Source organism: Olleya sp. YS, assembly GCF_029760915.1.
Classification (GTDB): domain Bacteria; phylum Bacteroidota; class Bacteroidia; order Flavobacteriales; family Flavobacteriaceae; genus Olleya.
On the sequence record NZ_CP121685.1, the window covers coordinates 2,627,890 to 2,650,605 of the forward strand.

21 protein-coding genes are annotated in these 22,716 nt (G+C 31.9%); 6 read left to right on the forward strand and 15 right to left on the reverse strand.

The features are described from left to right. Window positions 1-62: 62 nt before the first annotated feature. Window positions 63-728, forward strand: a complete 666-nt coding sequence (gene ung, locus Ollyesu_RS11970) for a uracil-DNA glycosylase (RefSeq protein WP_279301456.1) — start codon at window positions 63-65, stop codon at window positions 726-728. On the opposite strand, the gene Ollyesu_RS11975 is transcribed toward ung, so the two are convergent. The 5 genes from Ollyesu_RS11975 to Ollyesu_RS11995 form a co-directional block, all read right to left on the reverse strand. After that, window positions 729-1,583 (reverse strand): substrate-binding domain-containing protein, encoded by an 855-nt coding sequence (locus tag Ollyesu_RS11975; RefSeq protein ID WP_279301457.1) that lies wholly within the window; start codon window positions 1,581-1,583, stop codon window positions 729-731. Window position 1,584: 1 nt separating this feature from the next. Then, the gene (locus Ollyesu_RS11980) at window positions 1,585-2,454 is read right to left on the reverse strand and encodes a nucleoside phosphorylase (protein WP_279301458.1); all 870 of its coding nucleotides are present in this window, start codon (window positions 2,452-2,454) and stop codon (window positions 1,585-1,587) included. Continuing rightward, entirely contained in the window at window positions 2,455-3,384 is a 930-nt protein-coding gene (locus Ollyesu_RS11985; RefSeq protein WP_279301459.1) for a DUF1835 domain-containing protein, read from the reverse strand. Between the two features lie 4 nt (window positions 3,385-3,388). Then, the gene (locus Ollyesu_RS11990; RefSeq protein ID WP_279301460.1) at window positions 3,389-3,721 is read right to left on the reverse strand and encodes a translation initiation factor; all 333 of its coding nucleotides are present in this window, start codon (window positions 3,719-3,721) and stop codon (window positions 3,389-3,391) included. 76 nt (window positions 3,722-3,797) lie between these two features. Beyond that, on the reverse strand, window positions 3,798-4,745 hold the full coding sequence (locus Ollyesu_RS11995; RefSeq protein WP_279301461.1) for a 2-oxoglutarate and iron-dependent oxygenase domain-containing protein: 948 nt from the start codon (window positions 4,743-4,745) through the stop codon (window positions 3,798-3,800). A gap of 143 nt (window positions 4,746-4,888) precedes the next feature. On the opposite strand from Ollyesu_RS11995, the gene Ollyesu_RS12000 reads away from it, so the two are divergent. Continuing rightward, on the forward strand, window positions 4,889-6,865 hold the full coding sequence (locus Ollyesu_RS12000) for a dehydrogenase E1 component subunit alpha/beta (RefSeq protein ID WP_279301462.1): 1,977 nt from the start codon (window positions 4,889-4,891) through the stop codon (window positions 6,863-6,865). Window positions 6,866-6,977: 112 nt separating this feature from the next. After that, complete coding sequence (locus Ollyesu_RS12005; RefSeq protein WP_279301463.1) at window positions 6,978-7,454, forward strand: Hsp20/alpha crystallin family protein; 477 nt, start codon at window positions 6,978-6,980, stop codon at window positions 7,452-7,454. 75 nt (window positions 7,455-7,529) lie between these two features. Here Ollyesu_RS12005 and Ollyesu_RS12010 read toward each other — a convergent pair whose 3' ends face one another. After that, on the reverse strand, window positions 7,530-7,664 hold the full coding sequence (locus Ollyesu_RS12010; protein WP_279301464.1) for a hypothetical protein: 135 nt from the start codon (window positions 7,662-7,664) through the stop codon (window positions 7,530-7,532). A 385-nt stretch (window positions 7,665-8,049) separates the two neighbouring features. Here Ollyesu_RS12010 and Ollyesu_RS12015 point away from each other — a divergent pair, with 385 nt between their 5' ends. Then, window positions 8,050-8,814 carry a hypothetical protein gene (locus Ollyesu_RS12015; protein WP_279301465.1) on the forward strand — a complete coding sequence of 255 codons (765 nt, stop codon included), beginning with the start codon at window positions 8,050-8,052 and terminating at the stop codon, window positions 8,812-8,814. On the opposite strand, the gene Ollyesu_RS12020 is transcribed toward Ollyesu_RS12015, so the two are convergent. The 8 genes from Ollyesu_RS12020 to Ollyesu_RS12055 all read right to left on the reverse strand — a co-directional run bounded on the left by Ollyesu_RS12020 (window position 8,811) and on the right by Ollyesu_RS12055 (window position 19,127). Continuing rightward, window positions 8,811-10,199: a TolC family protein gene (locus Ollyesu_RS12020; RefSeq protein WP_279301466.1), complete on the reverse strand. Its 1,389-nt coding sequence runs from the start codon at window positions 10,197-10,199 to the stop codon at window positions 8,811-8,813. The two genes, Ollyesu_RS12015 and Ollyesu_RS12020, sit on opposite strands and share 4 nt — an antisense overlap. Window position 10,200: 1 nt before the next feature. Then, window positions 10,201-11,556, reverse strand: a complete 1,356-nt coding sequence (locus tag Ollyesu_RS12025) for a biotin/lipoyl-binding protein (protein ID WP_279301467.1) — start codon at window positions 11,554-11,556, stop codon at window positions 10,201-10,203. Between the two features lies 1 nt (window position 11,557). Then, window positions 11,558-13,225 carry an ATP-binding cassette domain-containing protein gene (locus Ollyesu_RS12030; RefSeq protein ID WP_279301468.1) on the reverse strand — a complete coding sequence of 556 codons (1,668 nt, stop codon included), beginning with the start codon at window positions 13,223-13,225 and terminating at the stop codon, window positions 11,558-11,560. After that, window positions 13,218-13,904: a TetR/AcrR family transcriptional regulator gene (locus Ollyesu_RS12035; protein WP_279301469.1), complete on the reverse strand. Its 687-nt coding sequence runs from the start codon at window positions 13,902-13,904 to the stop codon at window positions 13,218-13,220. Before Ollyesu_RS12035 ends, Ollyesu_RS12030 begins: the two co-directional genes overlap by 8 nt. 87 nt (window positions 13,905-13,991) lie before the next feature. Then, on the reverse strand, window positions 13,992-15,242 hold the full coding sequence (locus Ollyesu_RS12040) for a mechanosensitive ion channel domain-containing protein (protein ID WP_279301470.1): 1,251 nt from the start codon (window positions 15,240-15,242) through the stop codon (window positions 13,992-13,994). 71 nt (window positions 15,243-15,313) lie between these two features. After that, window positions 15,314-15,904, reverse strand: coding sequence for a pseudouridine synthase (locus Ollyesu_RS12045; RefSeq protein ID WP_279301471.1), 591 nt, complete (start codon window positions 15,902-15,904; stop codon window positions 15,314-15,316). Then, the gene (locus tag Ollyesu_RS12050; RefSeq protein WP_279301472.1) at window positions 15,891-18,215 is read right to left on the reverse strand and encodes a DNA topoisomerase 3; all 2,325 of its coding nucleotides are present in this window, start codon (window positions 18,213-18,215) and stop codon (window positions 15,891-15,893) included. The genes Ollyesu_RS12045 and Ollyesu_RS12050 overlap by 14 nt, the downstream gene beginning before the upstream one ends. A 99-nt stretch (window positions 18,216-18,314) precedes the next feature. Continuing rightward, entirely contained in the window at window positions 18,315-19,127 is an 813-nt protein-coding gene (locus Ollyesu_RS12055) for a DUF1853 family protein (protein WP_279301473.1), read from the reverse strand. Between the two features lie 109 nt (window positions 19,128-19,236). Between Ollyesu_RS12055 and Ollyesu_RS12060 the strand changes: the two genes are divergently transcribed. Together Ollyesu_RS12060 and Ollyesu_RS12065 are read left to right on the forward strand one after the other, a co-directional pair. Beyond that, window positions 19,237-20,790: a DEAD/DEAH box helicase gene (locus Ollyesu_RS12060; RefSeq protein ID WP_279301474.1), complete on the forward strand. Its 1,554-nt coding sequence runs from the start codon at window positions 19,237-19,239 to the stop codon at window positions 20,788-20,790. 90 nt (window positions 20,791-20,880) lie between these two features. Continuing rightward, on the forward strand, window positions 20,881-21,999 hold the full coding sequence (locus Ollyesu_RS12065) for a DEAD/DEAH box helicase (protein WP_279301475.1): 1,119 nt from the start codon (window positions 20,881-20,883) through the stop codon (window positions 21,997-21,999). 84 nt (window positions 22,000-22,083) lie between these two features. Here the strand turns inward: Ollyesu_RS12065 and raiA are convergent, their stop codons facing one another. Further along, entirely contained in the window at window positions 22,084-22,383 is a 300-nt protein-coding gene (gene raiA, locus Ollyesu_RS12070) for a ribosome-associated translation inhibitor RaiA (RefSeq protein ID WP_279301476.1), read from the reverse strand. Between the last annotated feature and the right edge of the window lie 333 nt (window positions 22,384-22,716).

The window sequence follows — 22,716 nt, forward strand, 5'->3', positions numbered from 1 at the left end:
TTTTAACAGAACTAAAGATAGTATTATTTTAGACTGAAATTATTCACCTTTTGCCAAAAGATATGAACGTAGATATTCACGACAGCTGGAAAACACATTTAAATGAAGAGTTTGACAAACCTTATTTTGAAGCATTGGCTGAGTTTGTAAAATCTGAATACAAACAACACCAATGTTTTCCTCCAGGACAATTGATATTTAATGCGTTTGAAGCTTGTCCTTTAGACGATTTAAAAGTGGTTATAATTGGTCAAGATCCTTACCATAATTACAACCAAGCGAATGGATTATGTTTTAGTGTGAATGATAACGTTGCACATCCACCTTCATTAATTAATATTTTTAAAGAAATTGAAAGTGATGCAGGTAAACCTTATCCATCAAGCGGAAACCTAGAACGATGGGCAACACAAGGTGTATTTTTATTAAATGCAACACTAACAGTTAGAGCACATGAAGCAGGAAGTCATCAAGGGAAAGGTTGGGAAATATTTACAGATGCTGTAATTAAAACCATCAGCGATAAAAAAGAAAACGTCGTGTTTTTACTTTGGGGAGGATTTGCCAAAAAAAAAGCGAAACTAATTGATGGTTCAAAACATCATATTTTGCAATCTGGACATCCTTCGCCTTTAAGTGCTAATCGTGGGTATTGGTTTGGGAATGGGCATTTCAGCCAAACTAATAAATTATTGGAGGCAAATGGTTTAAAAGGGATTGATTGGTAGTTATAACTCTTCAACCAAATCTTTATAGTCCCATTTTTCTGGTATAATATTAAGTGCAAATAACTCGTCTTGTACTTTTTTTATGGTTTGTTTAGAGATATTGTCTTGTGACCATTCTGTTAAACTTAACCATTCTTGTACATCTTCTAGTTCTTGCTCATAACGATTTGCAATCATACGATCTATACTTGGGATGTCTTTAAACTCGGAAGTAGTACTATTTACTATATCTAGTATGGTTTTAACATCGTCTTTATTAGTTTTTAAAAACTCTTCTCTAACAGCAATCACAAAGCAAGGCCAAGCGGAAGGACAATTACCAACGCGTCTAAACGTGCCATTATCCACCAGTGGTTTGGTTGTAAATTTTTCCCACATGAAGTAATCTGCTTTACCTTCGGTTAAGCCTTCTACAGCACCTTCTAAATTTTTAATGACTTCAAAATTTAAATCTTTTTCTAGATCCCAACCATTATTTTCAGCATTGATATAGGCCATTAAATGTGATCCAGATCCATATCTACTAATAGCTGCTTTAGTTCCTTTTAATTCATTTATCGTGTTATAACTAGAATTTGCTGCAACATGGATTCCCCAAATCAAAGGGGTTTTAACAAAGATTTGAACAATTTTTGATTTATTTCCTGCAATAATATCTTTAACAATACCTTCTGTTAAAATAACAGCCATATCGATATCACCATCACGTAAGCCTTTACACATCGCACCTGTACCACCAAAATAATCTTTCCAACGCAAGTTGATACCTTCTGCTTTGTATTCACCATTTTTTAAACCTAAATACCAAGCTAAATTGAAATGTTCTGGTACACCACCAATATTAATTTGCTTCATGCTATTCAATTATTTTATTTAAGGTGTATTTAATTAAATCGTCAACAATTTGCTTTGGGTTACTACTAAATTCGCCTGTTGCTCTGTTTGCAATTATAGCATTCATAGATACTGCACGATGTCCTAACAATTTTGACAACCCATAAATACCAGCAGTTTCCATTTCTAGATTAGTAATAGGTTGACCAGAATGGTTAAATGAAGCTAGTTTATCATTTAATCCGTTATCTTGGATTGGCAATCGTAAAATACGACCCTGAGGTCCATAAAACCCTACATTTGTTGCAGTAAATCCAGAAACCGTTTTATCAGATTGCATCTTTTCAACTAAATATTTATCTGCTTTGACTACATATGGTTTTGATTTGGATTGAGACCAATTAGTATGTTGTACTAAAGCATTTGATGTTTCCTGATCTTGTATAGATTCGCTATTATAAAAATGAAGTAGACTATCAAATCCCACAGCTTTTTCACTAATTAAAAAAGAATCAATAGGTATGTGTCTTTGAATAGATCCTGAAGTACCAATTCTAATTATATCTAAGGATTTTAAAGTTTTGTTTACAGTTCTAGTGCTTAAATCTATATTAACTAATGCATCTAATTCATTAAACACAATATCGATATTATCAGTTCCGATTCCGGTTGAAATAACTGTGATTTTTTTGCCTTTATATGTTCCTGTTTGGGTATGAAATTCTCTTTTATGCGTTTTAAAATCTACTGAATCAAAATACTGAGTGATGTTAGATACACGATCTGGATCACCAACAGTAATAATGGTTTCAGCTATATGTTCTGGTTTTAAATTAAGATGATAGACACTACCGTCTGGATTTAATATAAGTTCTGATTCTTTTATAGCCATTTAAATGGTTTCTATTAATTTATTTTCTTTTTTATCGTACTGAAAATCTACTTTATTAACACCTCCAAATTGAAAGTTTGTATCGATTTGTTTAAAGAAGTTTTTTTGATGTTCTAGAGCTAAATGACCGTTTCTGTTTAGGGTCAAGGCATCTTTTGTTTCCTCATAAAACAACTCCAACCTATCAATCATACGCTGTAATTGCAAGTCACCAAAACCATAGTAGCCTTGATAGTGTAAGCAATAACCTAATAAATGATGTCGTGATTTTACATCATGCTCCTTTATTAATTTGAGCGTATTGTATTCTAAAGTATTTAAACCACTCCTCGTATCAGGAAAACGTCTTAAATGTGCTTTAAGACAGTTACTTAAATATTTAAAACTAGATGGTCTAGTGATTAATTCTTTAAATAAGTTATGGTCTGTTTCACAATAAATTCGCCAAGCTTTTTGGGCTGTTGCAATATCATCAATATTAAGTTTGACTTTATCTTTGTAATGTTGTTTTAGCTGTTTTTCAGTTAATTGTGGTAACCCTTTTAATTCTTTTTCACCTTCCACGCGTCCACTACAGACTAAGTATAAAGGAAGAGTAATCCCTTTTTGTTTAATTAAACTGATTGCTGCGACTAAATTTATATGACAAAACAAATCATATTCAAACCATAATACAATCTCGGTATAACTAGTAACGTCGTTTAGTTTATCAAACTCCTTTTTTATACTATCGACGTTATACTCAACATCGTATGCTTTTTCTAAAAAGGCCTTTCTAATTTTAAAAAACTCAGGATTATCAATGTCTTTGGTTGTTGGACCCTCACATAACATATCATGCCAAGTCAATAGAGTTCCATCAAAATCTAATTTTTTTAAGTAGTCTGTAAGACTAGATCCATTGGTGATATGAAGTATTTGATTACTCATACAATTATCCTCCAACACGCTTAACGTTAAATCCTTTTTCTTTTAGTATAGTCATGATTTTATCGCGATAATCACCTTGAATTATTATTTTATCATCTTTAAAACTGCCTCCAACACTTAATTGTTGTTTTAATTTTTTAGCCAGTTGTTTAAAATCTTCTGTAGCACCAGTGTAACCTTCTAAAATGGTAATGGGTTTGCCTTTACGTTTTTCGTATTTACAAATAATTGGGTCGTCTTGTAACCAAATGTCATTATCAATGTTATCAGAAGTTTCACCTGTCTCCTCAGGTATATGTTCTGGAAACAGATTTTTAAGTTGGTCTTGTAAATCCATTGTATTTAGTTTACAGTTACAGTTTTTAGTCTCAGTACACAACTAATAATAACTGTAACTGAGACTAAACGGTTAACTATTTTTTTAAGCCTAGCTCTCTTAAACGTTCGTCTAAAAACTCTCCTGCTGTAATATCTTCAAACTGCTTTGGATTATTGTCATCTATACAACTGTCTAATACATCTAGTTTCATTTCGCTGATTGGATGCATGAAAAATGGTATTGAGTAACGAGATGTTCCCCATAGTTCTCTTGGTGGATTTATCACTCTGTGGATAGTAGATTTTAATTTATTATTAGTGTGACGCGATAACATGTCACCAACATTAATCATTAATTCGTCAGGTTCTGCAATAGCATCAATCCATTCGCCTTTATGATTTTGTACTTGCAATCCACGTCCTTGAGCTCCCATTAATAAGGTGATTAAGTTAATATCACCATGTGCAGCAGCACGAACAGCATTATCTGGTTCTTGTGTAATTGGAGGATAGTGGATTGGTCGTAATATTGAGTTTCCGTTGTGGATATAGTGATCAAAATACGTTTCTTCTAATCCTAAATGCAAAGCCAATGCACGCAATACATATTTAGCTGTTTTTTCTAAGGTTTCATAGGCTTTTTTCCCAACTTCATTAAATGCTGGTAGTTCTTCAACTATTACATTTTTAGGGTATTCTTTTGCGCGTTCTGGATCATCATCGACATATTGACCAAAGTGCCAAAACTCTTTTAAATCGCCTTCTTTCTTACCTTTTGCACTTTCTTTTCCAAAAGACACATAACCACGCTGACCTGCTATTTCAGGAATTTCATATTTGTGTTTGGTTTCAAGTGGTAACGCAAAAAAGTTTTTAATTTCTTTATATAAATCGTCAACAAGGTTATCATCTAAAAAATGACCTTTTAAAGCCACAAATCCTATCTCTTCATAGGCTTTTCCTATTTCATCAACAAATTTTTGTTTTCTAACAGGATCTCCAGAGGTAAAATCCTTCAAATTAACGCTAGGTATGCTATTCATCTTTAAAATTTTATAATTCTTATATATACAAATGTAGCGAAAACATTGGAAAAATGATACTCATATTTTTAATAAAGCAATCATTTATGTTTCAGCAAAAATTCTATATTTGACAAACCTATTTTATAAAGACGTCCACTTATATGACTTTTGATAAAAAATCCCTAGACAATGATATCCTTTTAGAGTTGTACAAGCGCATGCTTAAACCTAGACTAATAGAGGAGAAGATGCTTATTTTATTACGTCAAGGTAAAGTAAGTAAATGGTTTTCTGGGATAGGACAAGAAGCGATTTCTGTAGGTGTAACTTCTGTCATGCAAAACGATGAGTACATCTTACCAATGCACAGAAATCTGGGTGTATTTACTACACGACAAATCCCATTACACCGTTTGTTTTCGCAGTGGCAAGGAAAAGCAAATGGGTTTACTAAAGGACGTGATAGAAGCTTCCATTTTGGGACACAAGAGTTTAAAATAGTAGGTATGATTAGCCATTTAGGACCGCAATTTGGTGTAGCAGATGGTATTGCACTTGCCTCTAAACTAAATAACAACAATCAAGTTACTGCAGTATTTACTGGTGAAGGTGGAACTAGTGAAGGTGATATACACGAAGCGTTAAACGTAGCGTCTGTCTGGCAATTACCTGTGTTATTTTGTATTGAGAATAATGGTTATGGTTTATCTACACCAACATCAGAGCAATATAATTGTAAAGATTTAGCAGATCGAGCTATAGGTTATGGTATGGAAAGTCACATAATAGATGGCAATAACGTACTAGAAGTCTACACCAAATTAACCGAAATAACTGACAGCATACGTCAAAATCCACGTCCTGTTTTAATTGAATTTAAAACCTTTAGAATGCGTGGTCACGAAGAGGCTAGTGGTACAAAGTATGTTCCGCAAGATTTAATGGATGAATGGGCTAAAAAAGATCCTATTGAAAATTATCAAGAATTTCTAAAAAACGAAGGGATTTTAACCGAAACTGAAGAAGTTAAAATAAAAGAAACTATTGTACACGAAATTAATGAACATTTAGATATCGCTTACGCGGAAAATGACATTACACCTTTTGAAACTAACGAGTTAAATGATGTGTATCAAGAATTTGTATATCAAGAAGTTAATCCAAGTAATAAAACAAAAGAGTTACGTTTGATAGATGCTATTTCTGAAGGCTTAAAACAATCTATGCAACACCATGATGATTTGGTAATTATGGGTCAAGATGTAGCAGAATATGGAGGTGTTTTTAAAATCACTGATGGTTTTGTTGATCTATTTGGAAAAGATAGAGTCCGCAATACACCTATTTGCGAATCTGCTATCATAGAAACTGCAATGGGATTAAGTATTGCTGGAATGAAAAGTGTAGTCGAATTACAGTTTAGTGACTTTGTAACCTCTGGATTTAATCCAGTGGTAAATTACTTGGCAAAATCACATTATAGATGGAACCAAAATGCTGATGTCGTACTTAGAATGCCTTGTGGAGCAGGTGTTGCAGCAGGACCTTTTCATAGCCAAACAAACGAAGCTTGGTTTACTAAAACACCAGGTTTAAAAGTTGTGTATCCAGCGTTTCCTTATGACGCTAAAGGCTTATTAGCCACAGCAATAAACGATCCTAATCCAGTACTGTTTTTTGAGCATAAAGCCTTGTATAGAAGTATTAGACAAGAGGTGCCAACAGATTATTTTACTATTCCATTTGGTCAAGCTGCTACATTAAAAACTGGTACAGACATAACTGTTATTGCGTATGGAGCAGCAGTACATTGGGCTTTGGATACTTTGGATAAACACCCTAATATTAATGCAGAAGTCATCGATTTAAGAACATTACAACCCTTGGATACTGATACCATATATACTTCTGTAAAAAAGACTGGAAAAGCTATTATATTGCAAGAAGATTCGCTGTTTGGTGGAATAGCTAGCGATATTTCTGCTTTAATCATGGAACACTGTTTTGAATATTTAGATGCTCCTGTAAAACGTGTGGCTAGTTTAGACACGCCAATTCCGTTTATAAATCAGTTAGAAGATCAATATTTATCACGTGATAAATTTGAAGGCGAATTACTTAAACTTATTGATTATTAGAACTATAAGTATGTAAAATTGTCATAATCACTGAAAAAAATTCAGTTTTTTTAAGTTGGTATTTAATTTGCAATATACTTGTTAAATAATGTTTAACTTAAAATTTAAAATTATGAGTAATTTAATTCCAACTAACTCTGGAGTAGATAACTCCAAAGATTCTAAATTAAATACATTTACAAGTTTGTCTTCCTGGATGGATGATTTATTCTCAAGAAATTTAGGGAACGAATTTATGTCAAATTTCAATACAGGTATGACATTACCAGCAGTAAATATAAAAAACTCTGACGACGAGTTTATAGTTGAAATGGCAGTACCAGGTTTAAAGAAATCTGACTTTGATATTAATTTAGACGATAAAATTTTAACTATTTCTGCGGAAACGCAAACAGAAAATGAAGAGGAAGCACAGCACTTTACAAGAAGAGAATTTGGTTATTCTTCATTTAAAAGAACGTTTACTTTACCAGAAACAGTTGAAACAGAAAAGATAAATGCCAAATACCACGATGGTATTTTAGAAGTGCATTTACCAAAACGTGAAGAGGCAAAGAAAAAGCCAGCTAAAACAATTAAGATTTCTTAAACTTATTTTAAAAAAACAAAAAAAGCCTGAAAACGTCTGTTTTCAGGCTTTTTTAATTACTATTATTTGCAATAATTAGTGTGCATAACGTGTCACACCTTTCCAAAGTCCATCTTTAGTATTACTGCATCTAAACATTTCTCTGTTAGCAAATATATGCTCGTTAGTAAAACGGTTAGATTTTTTTAAGGTATTAATTATTGCTTTCATGATTGTTGATTATTTTGATTGATTAAATGACTCATTCGCTAAGCTATTATCTGTAGCGTCTTTTAGAATTCCACGTTTGACTTTTTGTTCCTTCTAATGTTCCTGTTAATTGATTGTTGTCTAAAGTTCTCATAATTTTAAGTTTTAATTGATTGATAATTATTGGTTTATACTATATGACGACACTAAAACAAATTTGTTACAGTACTATGCATAACAAAGTACATATTTAATACATTTTTAACATAATTAAACACAAAGAAATAATGAAAAAGAGAGTAGTAGTACTACTTCACCAACAAAATTTGTAAATTTGAAGAGATTAATAAAATTTTAGCATTTGGGTATGGTTTTTGTTTTAAATTAAATCTATAAAAAATAACATATGAAATTTTATATTTCTTTTATATTACTTTTTGCTATTTCATTATCAACTTTTGCTCAAATTGATAGTGAGAATAGGTCTATAGCCATACCTGCAATAGAAAGCCAAGACCCAAAAGATGATCCCGAATTAATCACTGAACCATCCATTGAAGCTGAAGAGGTCAAACCAGATGACACAAAAGAAGATGAAGTTATAGCTCCTAAAGAAGTTAAAACAGCTGTTAAACCTAAAAAAGAGTTTTCTATGATTGAAGAAGACAATAATTTTAGGAATCCAGCTGAATTGTTTAATAAGCAATTAAAAAAACAATTGAAGTTTAGAGAAGATGACGAAAAATCTAATAATGGAAGTTTGGTCAATCAGTTTTTAGGAGAATATAAAACTAAAGCCAAAGCAGTTAATATTATTTACAGAGACCATCAATATCCAGATGGAGATGTTATTCGCGTGTTGTTAAATGAAGACATTATGGTGCCTAGTGTTACTCTTAGAAGCGGATTTGGTGGTATATTACTAAAATTGGATGATGGTATTAACAAAATAGATTTTCAGGCATTAAACCAAGGAACTTCTGGTCCTAATACTGCAGAATTCCAAATCTTAGATGAGGAAGGAAATGTCATTGCTTCAAATCAGTGGAATTTGGCAACAGGAGTAAAAGCTTCTATTGTTATTATAAAAGAAAAAGATACTGGTCTAAGACTTAAGTCTCAAGAAGAAGATAAATCTGAAGCAGATCCCAATCCTAAAAATGATGATTAGTTATAGTTTGGTACAATACCCAAACTATTAAATAACTTTGCTTTAGTAGTAAAAAACTTATTTTGTAACTGTAACGCTTTTACTTGAGACTCTATTAGTTTATTTTCTCTGTTATTAATTAAAAACACGGAGCTTTCTCCAAAACTAAACTTACGTTCTTCTGCTTTTAGTAAAGTGTCATAATCTTCAACTATATTTTCAATTAGTATATTCTGTAATTTATAAGAATTTATTTCTCTATTTATAGCATCAACCTTATTCTTTATTTGAAGTTGAGTGTCTGCAAACTCAAACTCAGCATCTTGAATTTTTAATTTTGAAAGTTTTAAATCACCACGTTCTTTCCTTAAAAATAAAGGAAAAGCAACTTTTACAGTAGCCTTATATGCTGAAGCATTAAAGGTATTAGCTAATTCGGGTGTTTCGGTTAAAAAATTATATTGCGCATCTACAACTGGTAATAGTTTATTAGCATTTAGTTGTCTATCTACGTCCAAACCATCAATTTTACTTCCTAAAGCTAATAACTTGGGATGACTGTCGATACTAAAATTTATAGCTTCATTTAGTGATAAAGCTATATCAATTTCATCCTCTAAAACTAATATTGGCTTAACAGTATCGCTAATATCAACAGGAGTTTTATCTAACCACACAAAATTTGAAGCTTCTAATCTGGCTTTAATTAATTTTACTTTAGCTTGCTCCAGCTCTAATGATCTGGTCTTGACAATTATACCAGCTTCTAAACTATCTATACCTGCTTTATCTCCTGCTAGCACACTAGAACGCACACCATTAAATCTAATTTTAGCATTCTGTAAAAAACGTTCGTAAATTTTGGTTTCGTTATAGGCTTGAAGCCAATCAAAATAAGCAATTGAAGCGTTAAAAAGAACATCGTTAATTAATAAATCTCGTTCTGCTTTAGTTTGTTCTCTAAAAAAATTAGCCTTTTTTAAAGCAGCCATTCTTTTATTGATTAATAAACCTTGTCCTAATGAAAAACCAACACCAGCACTAAACAGTCCATCTTGAGGCACATTATTTTCTGGATTAAGAAATAATCCATTATTTTCTTCAAAATTTGCCTTTAACTCAATACCATACCAAGTAGGAACTTCGAAGGTTGCGTTTAAGCGCTCATAATACTCTGTATTTTTATAATCTTTTTCGTTAAAATCTACATCAATTTTTGGATCAAAACCACCACGAGCTTTCATTAAATTTGCTTGTCCAGTTTCCAATCTTAGATCTGCTTGTTTTGCAATTGGATGAAACTGTTTAACATAGCCTAAATACTCAGTATAACTTAGACTATCCATGATTTGTGCAACAGTAATAGTTGGTAATGTAATAAGTAGAACTAATATTATTTTTTTCATCTTACTGCTTTTCAACTTTAGTTGTTTTTGTGCCATCAGGCTGATAATAGTTAGGAGGGAAGCCATTTAACTTTCTCCATAATTCAAACCAAATAGGAACATCTTCTAACAAGCCAATAGTTTTTGCACCAGATCCTACACGTACTGCTTCTGGCCACTCGTAATCGTTTTCCATTGGTGCTAATAATATTCTGAATTTTCCATTTGGACTAATAAATCGCTCAATAGCAACGACTTTTGCACCATAAGTACCGTAAGACAAGTTTGGCCATCCGCTAAAAATTATTGCTGGCCAACCATCAAACTGTACTCTAAATTCTTCACCAAGGTGTACCAGTGGTAAATCTATTGGATTTACAAAGGTTTCGATAGCAACATCGTATTTTGCTGGCATAATCCCAACTAGTTGTTCTCCTTCTTTAAATGTTTCTCCAATACCACCTTTTATAGCTTTGTTTATAAATCCATCTTGAGGTGCTTTAATGTAATACATATCATTACGCATAGAATAATTAGTAAAATCATTCTCCAGTTTTGTGACTTGTGCTTCTGCGTCAAAACCACTAGATTGAGCTGTAAACTTGTCGCTTTGTGCTTTAGATATTTTATCAGTGTATTCAGCACTAATTCGGTTTAATTCTACTCTAGCATTAATTACTTCATTTTGAGCTGCTAGATATTTATTTTCTTGTGAAATGAGTTTTGCTTGTGTTTCTTGAAGTTTTAAGCGTTTTTCTTCTACATCTGTAATAGCCTTTAAGCCTTCCGACTGCAATTGTTGTGTACGATTAAATTGTTTTTCGGCTATTCCTAAATTAGTTTTTGCTGCTTCAAAATCTATACTATCACTTTTTACTTTAAGTTTAGATTGTAGCAATTTATTTTCCGCTTGTTGTAGTTTTAATTTTCGTTCATTTATCAAAGCTAAAATTTGATTATCTAATGCTTTAACCTTACTAGCATATGATTGTACAGAAGATGATTTAGCTTTTATTTGATCTCCAGTTCTTTCTACTAAATTAGGGTCGAAATATTCATTCTTTATCTCTGAAATGAATAAAATAGTATCTCCTTTTTTAACAAAATCTCCTTCACGCACATACCATTTTTCTATACGTCCAGGAATTGGAGATTGTATAGTTTGAGGTCGCTGGTCTGGTGTTAATGTAGTAACTAATCCAGCAGAGGTTATATTTTGTGTCCATGGTAAAAATAAAATAATGATGCCAATAATACCAAAAGTAACTAACAGACGATTAAAATGCTTGTAATGCTTTTTGTTAAACGCTTTTTTTACTGAGCTAAAGTGGCTAATATCTACGTTTTTATTGACGCTATTTGTTGAAATATTTAACATACTATTTAGTGTTAATTATTTGACCGTTATCTAATGTTATGACGCGATTAAGCTTGGCTTTCCAAAGATTATTTTGGCTTACAACTACTAACGCCCAAGGATGTTCTGGTTGACTTAAAAAGTCAATAATCTGTTGGGCATCTTGTGGTTGAAATTGATCTAAAGGCTCTTTAAGCATTAATAGTTTTGGTTGCTTAATAATACTTCTAGCCAACATTATTTTTTTAGCAACTGTAAAAGATGTGCCTTTACCTTCTGGATACAACATAGTATCTAGACCTTTAGGTAATTGCTTGACAAAATCTTTTAGTCCAACATTTTTAATAGCCCAATCTATCTGTTGATTGGTTATAGACATATCTCCGAAAGTTAAATTTTGCAACAAAGTACCTTCAAAAGGACTTTCTTCAACCAACGTTTGTCCTATGTTAGCTCTGTAACTATTTATATTGATACTTGTAAGTGATTTATCATTGATATACACACTACCACCTGTAGGACTAATAACTCCTGCAATTAGCTTTAGCAAGCTTGATTTTCCAGAACCACTACGACCTTGTATTAAAATTCTATCTTTTGGATTAATTTTAAATGAAATATTATTTAAAATAGGCGTTTCTTTATCTTTTACTGATAGTGCAATATTTTCCAATTCTATTATAAAGTCGGTTGTATTTGCGTCTAACATTTCGCCACCTTGTGATTCTAACTCTTTGTCTACTACTACGCCAAGTTTTTCAATAGAAGTTAAGACATCATAAAAGGTTTCTAAACCTAGTATGAGCTTTTCAACAGAATTAATCACTAATAGAATAATAATCTCTGCAGCAACAAACTGACCTATATTCATTTGTTGATTTAAGACTAACGCACCACCAATAATTAATAATCCTGCTGTTACTAGTACTTTAAAACCAATTAACTGTATAAATTGTATAACTAATATCTTAAAGTGGTTTTCTCTAGCCTCAAGATAATCAGTCACTAGTTTGTCATTTTTATTTAGTGCCAAGCTTGTTTTTCCCGACAATTTGAAGCTAACAATAGATCGAGCAATTTCTTGTAACCAATGGGCTACTTTGTATTTGTGATTAGACTCTTCAATACTAGTACTTAAGCCTTTTTCTGCAGTGAACTTAAAAACTACGTAGATAAGAATTAATAGTAAAGCGCCATAAATGATAAAGAATGGATGATAAAACGATAGTAATATTAATCCAAATATAATTTGAAGTAAAGCAGCAGGAAAGTCTATTAAAACCTTTGCAATTCCTTTTTGTACATTAATAGTATCAAAAAAACGATTGGCTAATTCTGGTGGATAATAGCCTCGTAACGCATCCATTTTCATTTTAGGAAAACGATAGGCAAACTCAAAGGAAGCTCTTGTAAAAATTTTTTGTTGGATGTTCTCTATAATCCTAATTTGCATGAGTTGTAATATCCCAACAAAAATTACACCTATGGTAACTAACACAACCAAAACTATCCAAGACGTACTAATCTGTGCAGCTTGTAACAAATTAATTATAGCCTGAATACCTAATGGCAAAGATAAGTTAACGAAACCTGCAAAAATAGCATAGAAAAACACCTGTTTAACGTCTTTTTTGTCCAATCGTAATAATCCAACAAAACGTTGCCAAGCGGTTAGTATTTTTTTACTCATTGGTTGAAATATTTAGGGTTTTGAAAACTAAATCTTTAAAATAGTTAATTGGAGTGTCTGATGCTTTTAAATCAGAAATAGTCGTAAAATGGTCTTTTAAAAAATGCTGATGAAGTGCACCATCTATTACTGTGCTAGCCAAACTAAAAGGATATTTATATGAATTATCAATAGTTAAGATCATATCATGTAGGCGAGTTACTAAACGCTTATAAATCAAGAAGTAGCCATCCTTGTTTTCTTTGTCAACCTCTTTTGTCAAGTAAGATTTTGAATATTCGTTGATAACTATACGTTTTAAAATAACTTCATCAATATGCGAGAAATTAGAATCTAGCGTTGCAGTTTGTGATAAAATAGTTATTGCTTTTTCAATTTTTTCTTTTGGATCAGCTATACTATTTGTCGCAAAAACTAATTGGTATTCTAACCAACTCCAATACCAAGATGTTAAGTAGATTAGCAATTTATGTTTGCTTTCAAAATAACGATAAACACTACTCTCATTTGATCCAATTTTGGTGCCTAATTTCTTAAAGGTATAGGCATCAAAACCAATTTGATCAATTAGTAGAATACTATTTTCAACAATTCGTTTACCCAAATCTGATGACTCAGGATCTTTTAGGTAAATTTTATCGTTAATATTAATTTTTAAATTTGACAGTAAACTTTGCATACTATTTTATTTAATTGCAAATATAATAGTAATACTATTATAGTTGAAATCATCTTAACTATAAATTAACGTTTGTTTGATTAATTTTTATGATTGTTTAAAAACAGAATCTGAGGGCAACTCAAATAATTCTAAGTCAAAATATGGGACAGCAGCTAAAAAGTGATCAAATAAATCACTCATCACATACTCATAATTTTCCCAACGTTTATCTTTACTAAAGCAATAGACTTCTAATGGAATTCCTTGAGAGGTCGGTTGAAGTTGTCTAGCCATTAACAACATATCTTTATTTACTGCTGAATGCTGTTCTAAATAGGTTTGTATAAATTTTCTAAACACACCAATATTAGTCAAATTACGACCATTAATTAGTAACGATTTATCTACGTTATGCGACTCATTATATGTGTTAAGCTTACCTTGCATTGTGGTTAAATAAGATGAAATAATTTCAATTTTTTTTAAACGCTCAACATCGTCTTCCGTTAAGTACTTTATAGATGTTTGTTTAATAAGCATGTGTCGTTTAATACGTCGTCCGTCAGAATTTGTCATTCCTCTCCAGTTTTTAAACGAATCGGAAATCAAGCCATACGTAGGTATAGTAGTAATTGTATTATCCCAGTTTTGCACTTTTACAGTAGCTAGATTAATTTCAATAACATCACCATCTGCACCATATTTGTCAAAGGTAATCCAGTCACCAATACGAACCATATCGTTAATTGACACTTGGATACTTGCTACAAAGCCTAAAATAGTGTCTTTAAAAATTAGCAAGATAATGGCTGTAGCAGCACCAAAGCCTGTAATGAATTTCCATAAAGAATCACCACCAACAATAACACCTAACGCTAAAACAACACCAAATAGCCAAGCAAAAATCATAAATACTTGTATGTAACTATCTATAGGTTTATCTCTTAATCTTGGTAAGGTTTTAAAATAATTTTTAAGCGTATTTAATATACTTCTCACAATCCATAAGCCCAAAATAATACCAGCTATTTGGATGCTTTTTTCAAAAAATACATGTAGGTTTTTAAAATCTTTAAACACAATAGGAATACTAGCAAACGCTAAATATAACGCAGGTATATGCGCCACATTTCTTGGTACACGATTAGTGATTAATAAATCATCAAAATTTGACTTGGTTCTAGTTGCAATTTTTGCAGATATAATCCTTAAAACTTTTCTAATAAGTGTATCAATTATAAAAATAATAACTATCGCTATTATTAATAAAATCAGCATATTTAAATACTTTGATGTAACTCTAGAAAGTCCTAAATCTCTTAAATGATTATAAAAAAAGTGTGCGTATCTAATCATAAATTTTATAAAATTAGTGCAAAAGTAATATGATTCTAAATCAAAATATCACTAAAAAAACTAAAGATACGTTAAAGTATTTGTTTTAGATTTTCTATTGGTAAAACAGCACCTACAGATAAATCTTCTAAATAAATATTTCCAACTCTAATACGGACTAAGCGTAGCGTCGGAAAACCAACAGCACTAGTCATTTTACGGACTTGTCTAAACTTACCTTCAGTTAATGTTATAGATATCCAAGTAGTTGGTCCGTGTCTAGCATCTCTAATTTTTTTGGATCGTGTTGGTAAATTTGGTATGGTATCTAGTTTAAAAACTTTGCAAGGCTTAGTCATATACTTTTTACCGTTAAATCCTATTTCTACACCATTGCACAATTGCAGTATCGCTTTCGCGGAAATCTCACCATCTACTAACGCATAGTATTCCTTCTCAATTCCAGACTGGTTAACATGGTCACTTAATTTTCCGTCTGTAGTCAATAGGAGCAGACCTTCACTTTTCTCATCCAAACGACCAATTGGCATGGTCCCTTCAGGAAAATTCCCTAATTCTGCTAAAAAGCGTTTGTTTTGTTCTTTGGAAGCATTGCTTGAGAATTGACTGAGCATTCCGTAAGGTTTATAGATTTTAAAGTGATGATGATTATTTGTATCCATTTAAAATTGAATATACTAAGTCTTTAGTCAACTGTTGTCCATTAGCTTTTTCGCGAATCAAATTGAAATCAAATCTAAAATCACAACCATCTTTATAAGCTGAACAACCATATGCTGTCTTACCTTTAATGATGGTTCCTTTATGGCATTTCGGACACTTTTTTTCATTAGTATCAGTTTTCGCTTTAGCGGAAACCGTTTGTTTTGGCTCTAATTTTAATTTAAAATTATCATCAAAACGTAGCAAGCCCTCAACTTTAGCGTCATTTACTTTAAACCCTTTTAAATTAACGGTCGATCCTTTATCAAGTAATCGCTTATATTGATTTTCTGAAATATTCTTTTCAGCAAAAGCAAATGGCAACACAAAGTCACAAGATTTACTATATAAACTACAACCATAGGCTGTTTTTCCTTTTAATAATTGACCGTTTTTACATTTTGGACAAGCTTTTCCAACAATACCTTTTTTATTAGCTTTGGTTTTAGCTTTTGAGCCTTTTTCAGTTTTATTATTAGTGTAACTAATTTTAGCTTCTACTGTTTCACTACGTACTTCATACACCAATTGATCTACCATGTGCTTCATGTTTTTTATAAACGCTGATGCGGAATAGTCGCCTTTTTCAATATCTTTTAATTGCTTTTCCCAAAGTCCAGTTAACTCGGCAGATTTTAATAAATCATTTTTAATAATATCTATTAACTGAATACCTGTAACGGTTGGTAGTACCTGTTTTTTATTACGTATAATATACTTGCGTCTAAACAAGGTTTCAATAATATTTGCACGAGTAGATGGACGACCAATACCATTTTCTTTCATTAAATCTCGTAACTCATCATCGTCCACTTGCTTTCCTGCGGTTTCCATTGCGCGCAGGAGAGAAGCTTCTGTAAATTGATTTGGTGGTTTGGTCTGTTTCTCTAAAAATGATGGCTCATGTGGTCCTTTTTCGCCTTTAACAAAAGTGGGCAATAAACCTGCTTCTTTACTTTTAGTTGTAGTTGTCCCACTGAGCGCAGTCGAAGTGTCAAATACAACTCGCCAACCTTTATCTAATATTTCTTTTCCTGTGGTTTTAAAGTTAACACTTTCGGCTTTTCCAATAACAGTTGTGTTTGCCACTTTACAATCGTTATAAAATACTGCTATAAAACGTCTGGTTATTATGTCATAAACCTGTTGCTGATTATACTGCAAATTACTTTGCACTCCTGTTGGTATAATAGCATGATGATCTGTAACCTTAGCATCATCAAACACCTTTTTAGATTTTTTTATCTTCTTATTTAAAAGAGGTTGAATTAACGTACTGTAATTCGTCAAATTTTTAAGTATTCCAGGGACTTTAGGGTAAATATCGTTAGGTAAAAATGTGGTATCTACTCTAGGATAGGTGACCACTTTCATCTCATATAATTTCTGGACAATCTTTAAAGTGTCGTCTGCAGAAAATCCAAACTTGGTATTGCAATACACCTGTAAACCTGTTAAATCAAAGAGTTTTGGCGCATATTCGTTCCCTTTCTTTTTAGTGATAGACACGATTTTAAAATCATGCTCCTTTACTATGTTAGCTAGCTTTTCGCCATCTTCCATGTTTAAAAAGCGACCTTCTTGGTAGCTAAATAATGTATCACGATACATCGTTTGTAATTCCCAATAGGGTTGAGGCTTAAAGTTTTCAATCTCTTTCCAACGGTTAACGACCATTGCCAAAGTGGGAGTTTGTACGCGACCAACACTTAATACTTGTTTGTAACCACCATGTTTTACGGTGTATAATCGTGTGGCATTCATCCCAAGTAACCAATCTCCAATTGCTCTAGAAAATCCTGCGTAATATAAATTATCATATTTAGAACTAGATTCTAGTTTTTCAAAGCCTTCTTTAATCGCTTCTGTGGTTAAAGAGCTAATCCACAAACGTTGTACTTCGCCTTTATAATTGGCTTGGTCTAAGACCCAACGTTGTATCAATTCTCCTTCTGTACCAGCATCACCACAGTTTATAACCACTTCTGCTTGATCAAAAAGACTTTTTACAATTTTAAATTGCTTTTGGATCCCAGAATCTTTGGTGACTTTAGTCTCAAATTTTTCTGGCAACATGGGTAAGTTATTTAAATCCCAACTTTTCCAATGTGCTTTATAATCGTTTGGCTCTTTAAGCGTGCAAAGGTGACCAAAAGTGTAGGTTACTGCATAACCATTGCCTTCAAAGTAGCCATCACGTTTGGTTTTGGCTCCAAGGACTTGCGCGATTTCTCGAGCTACTGATGGTTTTTCGGCAATACAGACTTTCAACTTATCTATTATAATTTAGACTTGCAAAATAAGTGAATTTGTTAAGTTTTAGAAGTGGTTTTGTTAGGAGTTATTAACTAATCGTTTTCAATTATTTTATCACCAAGCCACTACAAAACACTTTGTCATTTCTCCGTTTTTAAATTTTAGCCATACTAACGGTGAATACGCTTCAGCTTGATAAGTAGTCATTTGAGGTTGTATCTGTTTATAGGTAGACCAGTTTACATTGGTATCCAAATCCAATAACCAATCTATTTTTTTAGGAATATAAAATTTACAGTCTTTAAATTGGTCTAATTGGTGATATTTAAAATAAAACCCATAAACACAGGAATTATTTAATGAATTAAACTCTATGGTTTCACCAAAAGGTATAAAGATTTGTGCTTTAAAGTAAAGTTGTTGTTTAAAGTCTTCTGCTTTTAGTTGAAAACGTTCTAATAGTGGTTGTGTAGCATCAGCATAGAGTAGTGGTAGCTGTTTTGTTTTTAGTTTATTTAATTTTTCTAATAACGAGTCTTTTCGCATGGGACCAATTAAACAGTCAATCTCAGAATTACCTAAAGATGCATCATATAAATAGTACTTAAACTGAATTTCTAAATGCGTTGGTTGTCCATCATCCAAGTACAAACAATCCAACTCTCCAATAGTATGATTAACTGTTTCTTGTATTTGAATGTTTTCTGCTAACAATTTTATAGTTTCAAAATGCTTTAACTCTTCAAATACATATTGCTCGACTCGTAAGCCTAATCTTGTGTTTGGCTTTATTTTAATGTTTAATACAAAGGGACAATCTAATGATTTTGTAAAGGGGTGCATCCCAAACACGTCAGATAAAAAAAGATGTGGTGTATTATAAAACCCTCTAAATTGGGCTTGAAAATCTTCGGTTTTTGTTGTCATATTTCAACGTAAAAATAAGGATTAAAATATTTTTTAAAGATTATTCGTCAAAACCCTTTAATTCGTTGTATTTTTGCACATCTTAAAATTTAAAAATTACAATTAGTTAATGTCTGTTAAAACCCTAGAATTACAAGAACGTACAGAAGGAAAAAGTCTTTATAGCTACCAAAAAGGCGCTATTAATAAGATTTTTACATGTTTTGAAGAAGCTCCAGAAGATTATCATTTGTTGTATCAATTACCAACTGGTGGAGGAAAAACAGTAATATTTTCTGAAATTGTTAGACAGTATTTAAAGCATCACAAGAAGCAAGTTCTAGTCATGACGCATCGTATAGAGTTGTGTAAACAAACCTCTAATATGTTGTCTGAGTTTGGTGTAACTAACAAGATTGTAGATAGCAAGGCTGACTTAAGTGATCAAGGTGATTATAATTGCTTTGTAGCTATGGTAGAAACGCTAAACAATCGTTTAAATGATGATAAGCTTGATATTTCTGATATTGGATTAGTCATTATTGATGAAGCCCATTATAACAGTTTTACCAAACTCTTTAAATTTTTTGAGAAGTCCTTTATTCTTGGTGTAACAGCAACACCGTTAAGTAGTAATATTAACCTTCCAATGAAGGATAATTATAACGAGTTGATTGTTGGAGAAACCATCCAATCGTTAATAGAGAATGAGTTCTTAGCTCGTGCAGAAATATACAGTTACAACGTAGGATTAACCTCTTTAGTTGTAGGTGCAAATGGTGATTATACTGTAAAGTCTTCTGAAGATTTATATACCAATACAGACATGTTAACGAAGCTTATACAAGCTTACGAAGAACGCTGTAAAGGTAAAAAAACGCTAATCTTTAATAATGGTATTAACACGTCATTACACGTGTATGACACCTTTAGACGTGCAGGTTACCCAGTAGCACATTTGGATAATAACAATACTAAAAAAGAGCGTAAAGCCATCTTAAAATGGTTTAAAGACACACCTGATGCTATTTTAACGTCAGTTAGTATCTTAACGACTGGTTTTGATGAGCCTACTGTAGATTGTATTATGTTAAACAGAGCCACAAAATCATTGACTTTATATTACCAGATGATTGGACGTGGATCGCGTATTTTAAAAAATAAAAACACGTTTACAGTTGTTGATTTAGGAAATAACCTTCACCGATTTGGACCTTGGGGAAGTGATTTGGATTGGCATAAAATTTTCCGTTCTCCAAACTACTATTTAGATGGTATTTTAAGTGACGAAGAACTTGAAAATAACTTTAGATATGAAATGCCAGACGATTTGCGTGAGCAATTCAAAAAGTCTGAACAGGTTTATTTTGATATCAAAAAATGTTATATAGATAGTATTAGAGCAGGTGAGAGCTCTAAAGTGGTTTTGGAACGTTCAATTAAGCATCACGCACATATCTGCACAGAAAACAGTGAAGACCTTTGGGATGCACTAGCTTTAGCAAAATTATTAGGTGATGACATAGATTACAGAATTAGTCGCTACACAAAGTGTATTAGTAAAAGTACGTTTAACTTTGTTGAATGGCTTAAGGACGATTACCGTAAAAAGTTAAATGCCTATTTACGTGCTAATTTTGATGAAATCTTTGAAGAGATTAATGGGTTTCCGCCAGAGGATTAGAAATTAGTTAACAGTATTCAGTCACAGTTTACAGTTGATTACTCATTGTGAGTCTTCAGCTGAATAACAACAACTTAACAATAAACACTTATGAGTACTTTTAGAGAATTAGGCTTAGATAAAAACTACGTAAAATCGCTCAAAGAAATAGGTATTAAAACACCTACAGAGATTCAAGCACAAGCTATACCTATGTTGTTAAATACCTCAACAGACTTTGTTGGGTTAGCACAAACAGGAACTGGTAAAACTGCTGCTTTTGGATTACCTTTATTACACAAAATTAATCCTAAAAATAATGCTGTTCAAGCATTGATTATTGCACCAACTCGCGAGTTGGTTCAGCAAATTAAAAAACAGCTTTTCAAATTTACTAAGTATAACGATTCTAAAATTTTTTTAGAAGGAGTTTATGGTGGTGAAAAGATAGATATCCAGCTTAAAAATGTTGCTAGAACAACACACATAATTATTGCTACTCCAGGTCGATTAGTTGATTTAATGAATCGTGGTGCTGTTAATTTATCTGACGTTAAAACTATTGTTTTAGATGAAGCAGACGAGATGCTCAGTATGGGCTTTAAAAACGATTTAACTACTATTTTAAAGGCTGTTACTGGTAAGAAAAATACCTGGTTGTTTAGCGCTACCATGTCTGACGATTTAAAAGAAATTGTTAAACGCTACATTTCTGATCAAGCCATTAGACTAGAAATTGATAGAAAAAGTATTGTTAACAGTAACATTTCTCACTATTACGTAGAAACTACTCTACACAATAAAGCGCATGCATTAATGCAGCTATTAGAAGCTAGAGAAGATGATAGAGGGATTATTTTTACACGTACTAAAGCTGGTGCTCAAGCTCTAAAACATCAATTAGAGCAAGAAGGATTTAATGTTGGTGCTTTAGAAGGTGATATGCAACAAAAAGAACGTGATAAGGTGATGCGTGCATTTAAAAACACTAGCCTTCAATTGCTAATTTCTACAGATGTCTCTGCAAGAGGTATTGATGTTAGTGACTTGGCATTTGTCATACATCATCAATTACCAGAACATATAGAATACTATACACATAGAAGCGGACGAACTGCAAGAGCTGGAAAAAAGGGAGAATCCATTGCTTTAATTTTGCCTAATGAATATAATGACCTTAAAAAAGTAGAAACTACTTTAGGTATTACAATGAAACAAATTACAGTTTAGTAAAATTTATTAAATCTAGACAATAAAAAAACGACTCATGTAAGTCGTTTTTTTATGATTATTTAATCCTAATTATATGAATAATTAGTGTGTTTTCATTTTACCTTTACGCTTTGATAATTGTCGCTCTAACTGATTGACAACCTCACTAACACTCTTATGTAGTGACTCATTATTATCTTCAGCAAACAATCTTGGTCCAGGTGCACTCAATCGGATACCTGCTATTTTACCAGTATTATTTCCAGTTTGCTCTACTTTAAAAAAAACATCTGCACGTACAATAAACTCATATTTATTGGCTAACTTCTGCACCTTTTCAGATGTATATTGCTCTAAATCTGCACTTGCTTTTACATTGTCGTATTCAAAATTTATATCCATAGTCATTTCATATTTATATTCTCTTAAAGATAACTAAAATGAACTGCATATCTATTCTTTTTTTGAAAATTTTAGGATGAATTTCACAAATAAAATTAATTATAGAATTTTTGCTATGAGTACAATTCTTAAATGGTCTAAATAATAATGATATTAACACTTTATAAACCAAATAGTTAATCGTTAATTTTCTCCTTTTATAGAAAAGATATCTAAAAAGTCACCATTATTCAATTCTTTTCCTTAAATTGAAATAACCATTCTATTATTTATTTAAAAAACATCTAATAACTATGTGCTATTAAGTAGTTATTTAATGCCTTCCTTCTGTTA